At 45.0% G+C, this 11,410-nt stretch carries 8 protein-coding genes and 2 tRNA genes; 6 read left to right on the top strand and 4 right to left on the bottom strand.

What is annotated here, in order from left to right; all coding sequences use genetic code 11:
- Positions 1-131: 131 nt before the first annotated feature.
- Both AB6F11_RS21005 and AB6F11_RS21000 read right to left on the bottom strand, forming a co-directional pair.
- Positions 132-207 (bottom strand) — tRNA-His (locus AB6F11_RS21005).
- 49 nt (positions 208-256) lie between these two features.
- A tRNA-Arg gene (locus tag AB6F11_RS21000) sits at positions 257-333 on the bottom strand.
- A 296-nt stretch (positions 334-629) separates the two neighbouring features.
- Here AB6F11_RS21000 and AB6F11_RS20995 point away from each other — a divergent pair.
- On the top strand, positions 630-1,043 hold the full coding sequence (locus AB6F11_RS20995; RefSeq protein WP_004735792.1) for a cytochrome c5 family protein: 414 nt from the start codon (positions 630-632) through the stop codon (positions 1,041-1,043).
- A 95-nt stretch (positions 1,044-1,138) separates the two neighbouring features.
- Here AB6F11_RS20995 and rep read toward each other — a convergent pair whose 3' ends face one another.
- Positions 1,139-3,157 carry a DNA helicase Rep gene (gene rep / locus AB6F11_RS20990; RefSeq protein WP_102394326.1) on the bottom strand — a complete coding sequence of 673 codons (2,019 nt, stop codon included), beginning with the start codon at positions 3,155-3,157 and terminating at the stop codon, positions 1,139-1,141.
- A gap of 180 nt (positions 3,158-3,337) precedes the next feature.
- Between rep and AB6F11_RS20985 the strand changes: the two genes are divergently transcribed.
- The 4 genes from AB6F11_RS20985 to ubiK all read left to right on the top strand — a co-directional run bounded on the left by AB6F11_RS20985 (position 3,338) and on the right by ubiK (position 8,555).
- Positions 3,338-3,919 carry a TetR/AcrR family transcriptional regulator gene (locus AB6F11_RS20985; protein WP_017061961.1) on the top strand — a complete coding sequence of 194 codons (582 nt, stop codon included), beginning with the start codon at positions 3,338-3,340 and terminating at the stop codon, positions 3,917-3,919.
- Positions 3,920-3,937: 18 nt separating this feature from the next.
- Positions 3,938-5,044: an efflux RND transporter periplasmic adaptor subunit gene (locus AB6F11_RS20980; RefSeq protein ID WP_102394327.1), complete on the top strand. Its 1,107-nt coding sequence runs from the start codon at positions 3,938-3,940 to the stop codon at positions 5,042-5,044.
- Positions 5,045-5,055: 11 nt separating this feature from the next.
- Entirely contained in the window at positions 5,056-8,184 is a 3,129-nt protein-coding gene (locus AB6F11_RS20975; RefSeq protein WP_017061963.1) for a multidrug efflux RND transporter permease subunit, read from the top strand.
- 119 nt (positions 8,185-8,303) lie between these two features.
- The gene (gene ubiK / locus AB6F11_RS20970) at positions 8,304-8,555 is read left to right on the top strand and encodes a ubiquinone biosynthesis accessory factor UbiK (protein WP_017061964.1); all 252 of its coding nucleotides are present in this window, start codon (positions 8,304-8,306) and stop codon (positions 8,553-8,555) included.
- A gap of 163 nt (positions 8,556-8,718) precedes the next feature.
- On the opposite strand, the gene ilvC is transcribed toward ubiK, so the two are convergent.
- Positions 8,719-10,203, bottom strand: coding sequence for a ketol-acid reductoisomerase (gene ilvC / locus AB6F11_RS20965; RefSeq protein WP_017061965.1), 1,485 nt, complete (start codon positions 10,201-10,203; stop codon positions 8,719-8,721).
- A gap of 146 nt (positions 10,204-10,349) precedes the next feature.
- On the opposite strand from ilvC, the gene ilvY reads away from it, so the two are divergent.
- Positions 10,350-11,240, top strand: coding sequence for an HTH-type transcriptional activator IlvY (ilvY, locus tag AB6F11_RS20960; protein WP_017061966.1), 891 nt, complete (start codon positions 10,350-10,352; stop codon positions 11,238-11,240).
- Positions 11,241-11,410 lie beyond the last annotated feature (170 nt).

The raw sequence follows: 11,410 nt of genomic DNA, 5'->3' as shown, positions 1-11,410 counted from the left end.
CCCCCGACCCTCTGGTCCCAAACCAGATGCGCTACCAAGCTGCGCTATTCACCGACTAATTTTGTATCGACTCTTGGGAATAATGAATCAACACTGGAAGCCGAAGCTACCGATATTTTGTAAAGAAAGAATGGGGTGGCTAACGAGATTCGAACTCGCGACCACCGGAATCACAATCCAGGGCTCTACCAACTGAGCTATAGCCACCATTATTTCTTTTTTGCCAATTTCTCACTTACCGAAGTAAGAGACCGGATGGCGCGCCTGAAAGGATTCGAACCTTCGGCCTTTGGCTCCGGAGGCCAACGCTCTATCCAGCTGAGCTACAGGCGCATGCCCTGTCGGCGGAGTGGAATAATACGTATATCACCCAATGCCGTCTAGTACTTTTTTAACTTTTTTTTCTGTTTGGTCTCTTTTTCGACAGTTAATATGTGATAAACCCCTTATTTGAGTACTACAACCCGCCACAGCTTATAAGTTGTTGTTTATTGCAACAACTTATCGGGATATAATCACCCATTATTTACATTGGTTTAACAGTTGCTCTTTGCTGGTGAAGCCAAAACACCCTCCAACACTATAAATTGGTAAGCACGTACTTACCTTGGGAATGTAAAGTGAGTTTAATGGATATGTCTCGTCGAATTTTAAGCGTTGTCATCGCAGTTTTAACCTTTTCAACTGGCGCAATGGCTTCAGGCCTTAGCGAAGCAGAGCAAGATGCAATTGCTGAACGCATCAAACCAGTTGGTCAAGTTTACCTAGTCGGCAGCGAACCAGTAGTCGCAGAACCAACAGGCCCTCGTGATGGCGCAACAGTTTACGGTACCTTTTGTATCGCTTGTCACGCATCTGGCGTAAGTGGCGCACCTAAAACAGGTGATGCTGGTGATTGGGGGCCTCGTATTGCTCAAGGTCGCGATATCCTAGCTAACCACGCAATCAACGGCTTTAATGCAATGCCAGCGAAAGGTTCATGTATGGACTGTTCAGACGACGAAATCAAAGATGCTATCGAGCACATGATTGCTGGTCTGTAATTTACCGATCTGTAATTAAAAATGCCAGATTCAAAAAAGGTGACCCTATGGTCACCTTTTTATTTATCTCTATTTAATGCTTTCAGAACCAGACGCTACTTTTTGTTGAACATCGCACGAATATTAGCAATGTGTGCCTGTCCTTTTTCCATTCTTTCTTCAGCGGATTGTGGTTTCTTAACGCTTTCCCACTCCACATCCTCATGCGGCAACTCGTCAAGGAAGCGGCTTTGTGTTGGCTTAATCAATTCACCATACTGACGACGTTCTCGACACTTAGTAAAAGTCAGCTCTTTCTGCGCTCGCGTAATCCCTACATACATAAGACGACGCTCTTCTTCTACATTACCTTCATCAACACTGGTTTGGTGTGGCAAGATGCCCTCTTCAGCCCCCATCAAGAATACATACGGAAACTCTAGGCCTTTCGAAGCGTGCAATGTCATTAGTTGAACTTGGTCTGCATCGTCATTATCTTCCCCGCGCTCCATCATATCGCGTAAAGTTAAACGTTGAACAACCTCTCGTAGCGTCTTCTCTTCTTTATCATAGTTGTCACCTTCGAGGTCGGCCACAATCCAGCTATAGAGATCAGACACGTTTTTCATTCGCATTTCAGCGGCTTTCGGGCTTGGAGAGGTTTCGTAGAGCCAATCTTCGTAGTTGATGTCACGAACCAAAGAGCGAACCGCCTCAACTGTATTACCACGCTCTGCATTATCCGAGATACGAACAATCCAATCGCTGAAACGACGCAGGTTTTCCAAACCACGGCCCGTCAGCGTTTGCTCTAAGCCCATTTCGAAGCTGGCTTCAAACAGGCTTTTACCGCGCATGTTGGCGTAGCTGCCTAATTTTTCAAGCGTAACTGGGCCAATCTCACGACGTGGTGTGTTTACAATACGCAGGAAGGCGTTGTCATCATCAGGGTTCACCAACACACGTAGGTAAGCCATGATGTCTTTAATTTCTGCTCTGGCGAAAAAGGATGTACCGCCTGAGATTTTGTAAGGCACACGGTTCTGCATCAAGGCTTTTTCAATCAAGCGAGATTGGTGGTTACCGCGGTAAAGCACTGCGTAATCTTTGTATTCTGTGCGATTCAAAAACTTGTGGGCGATGATCTCACCGGTAATACGCTCTGCTTCATGCTCTTCATTCTTAGCATTTAATACCTTGAGCTTTTCACCATCTGGGATCTCAGAGAACAGTGACTTCTCATAGACGTGCGGATTGTTGGCGATCAAGATGTTCGCTGCTCGCAAAATTCGACTGGTCGAGCGGTAGTTTTGCTCTAGTTTGATCAAGCGTAGGTTCGGGTAATCCTCACCTAACAAAACCAAGTTTTGTGGTTTTGCGCCACGCCATGAGTAAATAGATTGGTCATCATCACCTACGACCGTCAAACGACCACGTTCACCCACCAGTAAACGAACCAACTCATATTGGCTAGTGTTGGTATCTTGATATTCATCGACCAGCAAATAACGAATACGAGACTGCCAGCGTTCACGCACTTCTTGATTGGTTTTCAGTAGCAATACTGGCATCGCAATCAGATCATCAAAATCGAGTGCGTTATAGGCCTTCATTTGTTTTTGATACATCTCAAAACAGAATGCAAACAACTGCTCTTGTTCGCCTTGAGCACGTGCTTTCGCCTGATCTGGCGTCAGCATGTCATTCTTCCAATTTGAGATGGTACTCATCAAAGAACGCAGCAGATCCTTATCACCATCGATCTGTGTTTCGGTTAGTTCTTTAAGTAGAGCTAACTGGTCTTGGTCATCAAACAGCGAGAAGCCTGCTTTCAGACCCAGCGCTTTGTATTCTCGGCGAATGATAGTTAAACCCATGGTATGGAACGTTGAAACGATCAGACCTTTAGATTCACCTTTACCTAGAGTTTGACCCACACGCTCTTTCATCTCGCGTGCCGCTTTATTAGTAAAGGTCACCGCCGCAATATTACGCGCCTTATAGCCACATTCCTGAACCAGATAAGCAATTTTATTGGTGATAACACGTGTTTTACCGGATCCAGCGCCCGCTAATACTAAGCAGGGGCCCGAAACATATTTCACGGCTTCATCTTGTCTTGGGTTCAGTTTCATTTGATTCTCAGTTTGGTCTAGAGGGGCGAATTCAATTGCGCGCCTATAATAATGCTGCAACAGCACGAATGCTACGTTCTCTTATACAAGATTTTTACGCTGATTATGTAAAACTTTGTTGCACATGTGTGTGGTTATTAGGCTATAATGAATGAACGTTCATTCATTGGTGGTTGAAATATGACAACTCATGCACCTCGGGATAAACGCCAGCAAATACTTTCTGCAGCTGAAAAGCTAATTGCAGAGGTCGGTTTCCAAGGCCTTTCAATGCAAAAATTAGCCAAAGAAGCGGGAGTGGCTGCAGGCACTATCTATCGCTACTTCGATGATAAAGAGCATTTGATAGAAGATGTTCGAATGCTCGTGACTCAAAGAGTAGCTGATGCTGTTCAACAAGGGGTTAATGATTCGGATCCAATTAAACAACGCTACCGTACTATGTGGTTGAACATATGGAACTTAGCAGGAACGAATTTAGCCGCAATAAAAAATCGGGTTCAGTATGACTCTCTACCCATCACAAATAGCCTAAACTTCAGGGAACTAGAACGTAAAATGTTTGCCCAAGTTGAGCTGCTATTTAATGAGGGGAAAGAACAAGGATTGTTTAAACCACTTAACAATGAAGTATTAGGTGGATTGAGCTTGGCGGCTAGTGTTTCTCTAGCACGCAAGCATTCTTTAGGATTTTACCAACTTGATGAGGCAGAACTAGAATCTGCAATCGAAGCCAGTTGGGACGCAATAATTAAACACTAGATCGGAGTTTTGACCATAATGAAAAAGTGGACTTTCTTCATGTTACTCATCGCTGTACTACTTTTCGGCAGCGTTATTGGGTTTAACATGTTCAAACAACAAAAAATTGCTGAGTATATGGCCAACCGCCCTGAACCAGAGTTTCCAGTAACGGTAACTGAAGTTCAGCCGATCGACTGGGTGCCAGTGATTGAAGCTATCGGCTTCATCGAACCTAACCAAGGTGTGACACTAGCGAACGAAACCAGCGGTGTTATTGACCAAATCTCTTTTGGTTCAGGAACTGACGTTAAAAATGACCAACTTCTTGTTCGTCTTGATTCTGGCGTAGAAAAAGCCAACTTAAAGAGTTCTGAAGCTCGACTGCCTGCGGCAAAAGCAAAATACAAACGCTACCAAGGCCTGTTTAAGAAAGGCTCTATTTCAAAAGAAGCATACGATGAAGCAGAGGCAAACTACTACTCTCTATCTGCTGACATTGAAAGCTTAAAAGCATCGATTGCCCGTCGCGAGATCCGCGCTCCGTTTGACGGCACTGTCGGTATTCGTAATGTGTATCTAGGCCAATACCTACAATCTGGCACTGACATCGTTCGCCTAGAAGACACCAGTGTTATGCGCCTACGCTTCACTATTTCTCAAAATGACATCTCTCGTATTGAGGTTGGTCAGGCGATCGACATCTTCGTTGATGCATACCCAGAAAAACCGTTTAAAGGTTCTATTAGTGCCATTGAGCCTGCGGTTAGCATCCAAAGTGGTCTTATCCAAGTACAAGCCGATATCCCAAACAACGATGGTAAGTTACGTAGCGGTATGTTTGCGCGCGCTAACATCATTCTACCTAAACTAGCAAACCAAGTGACACTGCCTCAGACGGCCATCACTTTCACACTTTACGGTGACAATGTTTATATTTTACGTGAAGAAGATGGTGTGCAGCGTGTGAAACAACAAGTGGTGAAAGTAGGTGAACGTACAGAAAGTATTGCTCACATACTGGAAGGCGTAGAGCCTGGCGATGTTGTCGTGACAACGGGTCAAGTTCGTTTAAGTAACAATGCTAAAGTTCGAGTTGTAGAAAGTGATGCAACGACGCCGCCAGCTGAAACACCAATGCTGTAATTGGAGGAATCATGCGCTTTACTGATGTTTTTATTAAACGTCCAGTTCTGGCTATTTCAATCAGCTTTTTGATCGCATTGCTTGGCTTCCAAGCAATCTTCAAAATGCAGGTTCGTGAATACCCAGACATGACAAATACGATCGTGACGGTCACGACGAGCTATTACGGTGCCAGTGCCGATCTGATCCAAGGCTTTATAACTCAGCCATTAGAACAAGCGATCGCTCAAGCCGATAATATTGATTATATGACGTCGCAGTCCGTACTCGGTAGCTCGACTATTACGGTCAATATGAAGCTCAATACCGACCCGAATGCCGCGCTGTCTGACATACTGGCCAAGACTAACTCGGTACGTTCTCAGCTTCCTAAAGAAGCCGAAGATCCAACCGTAACTATGTCTACCGGTTCAACAACGGCGGTACTCTACATTGGTTTTACGAGTGATGAACTCTCTGCAAGCCAAATTACCGACTACCTTGAGCGAGTGGTTAACCCACAACTGTTTACCGTTAATGGCGTATCAAAGGTCGACTTGTACGGCGGGATCAAATACGCATTACGTGTATGGCTTGATCCTTCCAAAATGGCAGCATTAAACCTGACAGCCACTGACGTGATGACGGTGCTTAATGCAAACAACTACCAATCAGCAACTGGCCAAGCAATTGGTGAGTTTATGCTGTACAACGGCAGTGCCAATACCCAAGTAACCAATACCGATGAATTAGAAAGGTTGGTGGTCAAAACCAGTCAAAATGGCGGTTCTATTGTTCGCTTAGGTGATATTGCTAAGGTTTCACTAGAAAAAAGCCACGATGTGGTTCGCGCAAGTGCTAATGGCAAACAAACGGTTGTAACCGCCATCAATGCAGCGCCAAGTGCTAACCCGATCAACATTGCTGCTGATGTTATGCAGCTGTATCCTGAGTTGGAGCGAAACCTACCAAGCAATATCAGCATGAATATCATGTATGACTCAACCATTGCGATTAATGAATCCATTCAAGAGGTTATACACACGATTGTTGAAGCCGCGCTGATTGTATTAGTGGTTATCACGCTATTCTTAGGCTCATTGCGTGCGGTTATCATTCCTATCGTAACCATCCCTTTATCGCTGGTTGGTGTTGCGATGGTGATGCAAGTCATGGGTTTCTCATGGAACTTAATGACGCTACTGGCGATGGTATTAGCAATCGGTCTAGTGGTTGATGATGCAATCGTAGTACTGGAAAACGTCGATCGACACGTCAAATTGGGGGAATCTCCTTTCAGGGCTGCCATCATTGGTACCCGTGAAATTGCAGTACCGGTTATTGCAATGACACTGACATTGGGCGCGGTTTATGCCCCTATCGCAATGATGGGTGGTATCACAGGCTCGCTGTTTAAAGAGTTCGCATTAACCCTCGCTGGCGCGGTATTTGTTTCTGGAATCATCGCTTTAACACTGTCTCCAATGATGTGTTCAAAGCTGCTAAAAGAAAATGCACAGCCGAGTAAGTTTGAACTGAAGGTACACAGCGTACTTGATCGTATGACAGGCCGTTACTCTAAGATGCTGCATGCGATCATGGATCATCGTCCGGTTATCATTGGCTTTGCGGTCATTGTATTTTTAAGCTTGCCGATGCTGTTTAAATTCATCCCAAGTGAACTTGCCCCTGCAGAAGATAAAGGGGTGGTGATGATGATTGGTACTGGTCAATCAACGGCTAACCTAGACTACCTAAGTAACACGATGGATGACGTGAGCGGTATCTTGGTGACCCAGCCTGAAATCCAATACGCTCAATCCTTCACTGGTGTACCAAACTCAAACCAAGCATTTGGTATTGCCTCAATGGTGCCATGGAGTGAGCGCACGGCTAGCCAATCTGAGGTAACGAACCGTATCAGTGGATTGCTACAAGATATCCCAGGCATGGCAGTAACCGCGTTCCAAATGCCAGAGTTGCCGGGTGCCGGTTCTGGTCTACCACTCCAGTTTGTGATTACCACACCAAGCAGCTTTGAGAGCTTATTCGCTATCGCAACCGATATTTTAACGGATGTGAAAGATAGCCCTCTCTTTGTCTACTCTGACCTTGATTTGAACTACGATTCAGCAACGATGAAGATTCAAATTGATAAAGATATGGCGGGCGCTTATGGGGTAACGATGCAAGATATCGGTGTCACCCTAAGCACCATGATGTCGGATGGTTACGTTAACCGTATTGACCTCAACGGTCGTTCTTATGAAGTGATCCCTCAGGTTGAGCGTAAGTTCCGCTTAAACCCAGAGTCAATGAATCATTACTACGTTCGAGCCAGCAATGGTGATGCTGTTCCTCTCGGTAGCTTGGTAACAATTGATGTGGTGGCAGAGCCTCGCTCTCTTCCTCACTTCAACCAGTTGAACTCAGCGACGGTCGGTGCGGTTCCTATGCCGGGCGCGGCGATGGGTGATGCGGTAAACTGGTTTGAAAACATTGCCCAAACCAAATTACCTGCAGGCTATAACCATGACTACATGGGTGAGTCGCGTCAGTTTGTAACAGAAGGCAGCGCACTGTATGTGACGTTCGGTTTAGCACTGGCGATCATCTTCTTGGTTCTGGCGATTCAATTTGAGTCGTTAAAAGATCCATTGGTTATCATGGTGTCGGTGCCACTCGCAATATGTGGTGCATTGATTGCGCTCGCTTGGGGCGCAGCGACGATGAACATCTACTCGCAAGTGGGGCTGATTACCTTGGTTGGTCTGATTACCAAGCACGGTATCTTGATCTGTGAGGTAGCAAAAGAAGAGCAGCTGCATAATAAATTATCACGCAAAGAGGCGGTTATGGAGGCGGCAAGGGTACGTCTACGTCCAATCCTAATGACAACAGCGGCGATGATTGCAGGCCTGATCCCATTGATGTACGCCACGGGTGCAGGTGCAGCTCAGCGCTTTAGTATCGGTATTGTTATCGTTGCTGGTCTGGCGATTGGTACGCTGTTTACGCTGTTTGTTCTGCCGGTTATTTATAGCTACTTAGCCGAAAAACATAAACCAATTCCAGTTTTCCTCGAAGATAAAGATCTCGAGAAGCTGGCCCGTGTTGATGAAGCAAAAGCGGCGCACAGAGAATTAGCTAACAATAAGTAATTTCCCTGTCGTATTAACAATAAAAAGGCTACTTCGGTGGCCTTTTTTTGTACGCCATAGGCGACATCTTTGATGTGATTAAATAGAATAGTGATAAATATTCAGGAGTTTTAATTGATATGTTTGATCCAAAAAAACTAGAGCAAATTGCTAAGCAGATCCACGATTCTATGCCTCAACCAGTAAAAGAGCTTGGTTCAGACGTAGACCAAAAAGTTCGCCAAGTTATCCAAGGCCAACTCAACAAGCTAGACGTTGTGAGCCGTGAAGAGTTTGATGTTCAAACACAAGTACTGCTTCGCACTCGCCAGAAGCTGACTGAAATGGAACAAAAACTGGCTGAACTAGAAGCAAAGCTTTCAGACAAATAGTCATTTTTTTTCAATCAGTTCAAGTTCGAATAAAGGCTTACCTTCGGGTAAGCCTTTATTTTTTCCTCAATCTATCAAGCCTTCACCGGTAAAATAGTTGCAAGCATAAAAAAGCCCCGAACAAATGTTCAGGGCTATTTTTATTCAGTGATGAACTGGAAGATTAACCGCCAACAGCGATACGCTTCATGTCGCTCATGTAGCTACGTAGCTCTTCACCAATGTATTCTACAGGGTGGTTACGGATAGCTTCGTTTACTTCAATTAGCTTAGCGTTATCAACTTGGTTAGATGTCTCACCTAGACCACGGCCGATGACGTCCGTTGCTACTGAAGGCATGAACTTCTCACGTAGGAGCGGTGTTGCTACGTTAGCGAATAGGTAGTTACCGTACTCAGCAGTATCAGAGATTACAACGTTCATTTCGTAAAGACGCTTACGAGCAACTGTGTTTGCGATTAGTGGAAGCTCATGTAGAGATTCGTAGTAAGCAGACTCATCAATGATGCCTGATGCCGTCATAGCTTCGAATGCTAGCTCAACACCGGCACGAACCATAGCAACCATTAGGATACCGTTGTCGAAGTACTCTTGCTCTGAGATTTCTACGTCAGAAGCTGGGTAGTTTTCGAATGCAGTTTCGCCTGTCTCTTCACGCCAGCCTAGTAGGTTCACGTCATCGTTCGCCCAGTCAGCCATCATTGTGCTAGAGAAGTGACCAGAGATGATGTCATCCATGTGCTTGTTGTAAAGCGGACGCATTAGGTCTTTAAGCTCTTCAGAAAGCTCAAACGCTTTAACTTTAGCCGGGTTAGATAGGCGATCCATCATGTGAGTTACGCCACCAAACTTAAGTGCTTCAGTAATCGTTTCCCAACCGTATTGTAGAAGCTTGCCTGCGTAGCCAGGTTCGATGCCATCAGCAATCATCTTCTCGTAAGATACGATAGAACCCGCTTGTAGCATGCCACAAAGGATAGTTTGCTCACCCATCAGGTCAGATTTAACTTCTGCTACGAAAGAAGACTCTAGGCAACCTGCACGGTGACCACCAGTACCTGCAGCCCAAGCTTTAGCGATATCCCAACCTTCGCCTTTAGGGTCGTTTTCTGGGTGAACAGCGATAAGTGTTGGTACACCGAAGCCACGTTTGTACTCTTCGCGAACTTCAGAGCCTGGACACTTAGGTGCAACCATTACTACAGTAAGGTCAGCACGTAATTGCATGCCTTCTTCCACAACGTTGAAGCCGTGAGAGTAACCAAGAGCAGCGCCTTGCTTCATTAGAGGCATTACTGTTTCAACAACGTTTGTGTGTTGCTTATCAGGAGTAAGGTTGATTACTAGGTCTGCTTGAGGGATTAGCGTTTCGTAGCTACCCACTACAAAGCCGTTTTCATCAGCATTTTTGAATGATTGACGCTTTTCATCAATTGCCGCTTGGCGTAGAGCGTAAGATACGTCTAGACCAGAATCACGCATATTTAGACCTTGGTTTAGGCCTTGAGCACCACAACCAACAATTACGATTTTCTTACCTTCAAGGTATTCAGCTTCTGTCGCGAATTCTTCACGATCCATAAAGCGGCAACGACCTAATTGGTCTAGTTGTTCACGAAGGTTTAATGTATTGAAATAGTTAGCCATTCTAGGGCACTCCTTTAAAAATAAGTCCGTAAGGTCGATATCTCTCTATCGAATGACTTCATACTAAAACAGACACTCCGTTGCTGAAAGTGATATATTCACAATTAGTTATTGCAATAAATGCAACATGGAAACGATCGCAGAACATGAACATAAAATCTCTACAATTATTTATACATTTATGCGACAGCAAGAGTTTCAGCAAAACCGCTGCTGCTATGCACGTCAGTCCTTCAGCGCTGAGCCGTCAGATACAAAAGCTTGAAGAGGAAACAGGACAAGAACTGCTAATCAGAGACAACCGCAGTGTTGATCTTACCCCAGCAGGAAAACACCTATTGCCTGTAGCATTGAGCATCGTGGGAGAGTGGCAGCAATATAACCTTCACCTGAAGGGCGGAGAGCAAGAACTTAAAGGTGAGATCCGTATATTTTGTTCAGTAACGGCTAGCTACAGTCACCTACCTGAACTCATAACCGAATTTAGGGCTATTCATCCGTATATTGAATTTAAGCTCTCTACTGGTGATCCAGCTCAATCCATCGACAAGATCTTAAACGATGAAGCGGATATCGCGATTTCAGCAAAGCCAGACATCCTTCCTTCAAGGTTAGAATTCGAAACCATCAGCGATATTCCACTGTCAGTCATCATTCCATCTGGTGTGAGTAGCTTTAGCCAACAACTGCAATCCGATAAGCCAAACTGGAATGAAGTGCCCTTTATCATCCCAGAAGCAGGAACAGCGCGTGAACGAGCCAATGCATGGTTTAAAAAGATGAAGATAAAACCCAACATATACGCGCAAGTTTCTGGCCATGAGGCGATTGTAAGTATGGTGGCACTAGGATGTGGAGTTGGCATCGCACCTGATGTGGTCATAAACAACAGTCCAGTAAGAGATAAAGTTAGCCGCTTAAAGATAGAACCTATCAAGCCATTTGAGTTAGGCGTATGTTGTAAGCGAGCACAGCTAGATAACCCTCTAATTCGAGCGTTCTGGCAAGTTGCAGAAGGGAAATATTTAGCGGACTAGTCGTCATTGTTTTAAATACAAAAAAGGGAAGAGCACGTCAGTGCCCTTCCCCTTTTATTTATGTATATCGCAGATAAGAAAAAAGCCCGCTGATTTCTCAGCGGGCTTTCTAATGGTGGTGGAGGGATAGGGATTTGAACCCTAGAACCGCTATTAACGGTTGCCGGTTT

Source organism: Vibrio sp. 10N.247.311.14, from assembly GCF_041467715.1.
Classification (GTDB): domain Bacteria; phylum Pseudomonadota; class Gammaproteobacteria; order Enterobacterales; family Vibrionaceae; genus Vibrio; species Vibrio crassostreae_C.
The sequence above is the reverse complement of the archived record's forward strand: the minus strand, read 5'-3'. Positions and strand labels throughout refer to the sequence as shown.

Coding starts and splice junctions, on each gene's coding strand:
- rep (WP_102394326.1), bottom strand. CDS start 3,157: ATGAAACTGAACCCAAGACAAGATGAAGCCGTGAAATATGTTTCGGGC.
- ubiK (WP_017061964.1), top strand. CDS start 8,304: ATGTTTGATCCAAAAAAACTAGAGCAAATTGCTAAGCAGATCCACGAT.
- AB6F11_RS20980 (WP_102394327.1), top strand. CDS start 3,938: ATGAAAAAGTGGACTTTCTTCATGTTACTCATCGCTGTACTACTTTTC.
- AB6F11_RS20975 (WP_017061963.1), top strand. CDS start 5,056: ATGCGCTTTACTGATGTTTTTATTAAACGTCCAGTTCTGGCTATTTCA.
- ilvY (WP_017061966.1), top strand. CDS start 10,350: ATGAACATAAAATCTCTACAATTATTTATACATTTATGCGACAGCAAG.
- AB6F11_RS20985 (WP_017061961.1), top strand. CDS start 3,338: ATGACAACTCATGCACCTCGGGATAAACGCCAGCAAATACTTTCTGCA.
- AB6F11_RS20995 (WP_004735792.1), top strand. CDS start 630: ATGGATATGTCTCGTCGAATTTTAAGCGTTGTCATCGCAGTTTTAACC.
- ilvC (WP_017061965.1), bottom strand. CDS start 10,203: ATGGCTAACTATTTCAATACATTAAACCTTCGTGAACAACTAGACCAA.